Consider the following 242-nt stretch of genomic DNA (forward strand, 5'->3'; position numbering starts at 1 on the left):
GATGAAACATTTGTTTCTGCATTTTCACTTGTTCATTCACGATTTAGTACAAATACATTTCCTACATGGGAAAGGGCTCATCCAAACCGTTACTTGATTCACAACGGTGAAATTAACACATTAAGAGGAAACATCAATTGGATGAGAGCAAGAGAACAACAATTCGTGTCTGAAGCCTTCGGAAACGATTTAGACAAGAGTTTGCCAGTGCTGAATGCAGACGGAAGTGATTCATCCATTTT

At 38.4% G+C, this 242-nt stretch carries 1 protein-coding gene; it reads left to right on the forward strand.

The features are described 5' to 3' along the window. A partial coding sequence (locus SB658_RS26995) for a hypothetical protein (RefSeq protein WP_410603584.1) occupies positions 1–242 on the forward strand: 242 nt, incomplete at both ends.

This window comes from Bacillus sp. SIMBA_008, from assembly GCF_046535495.1.
GTDB classification, from domain to species: Bacteria; Bacillota; Bacilli; order Bacillales; family Bacillaceae; genus Bacillus; species Bacillus subtilis.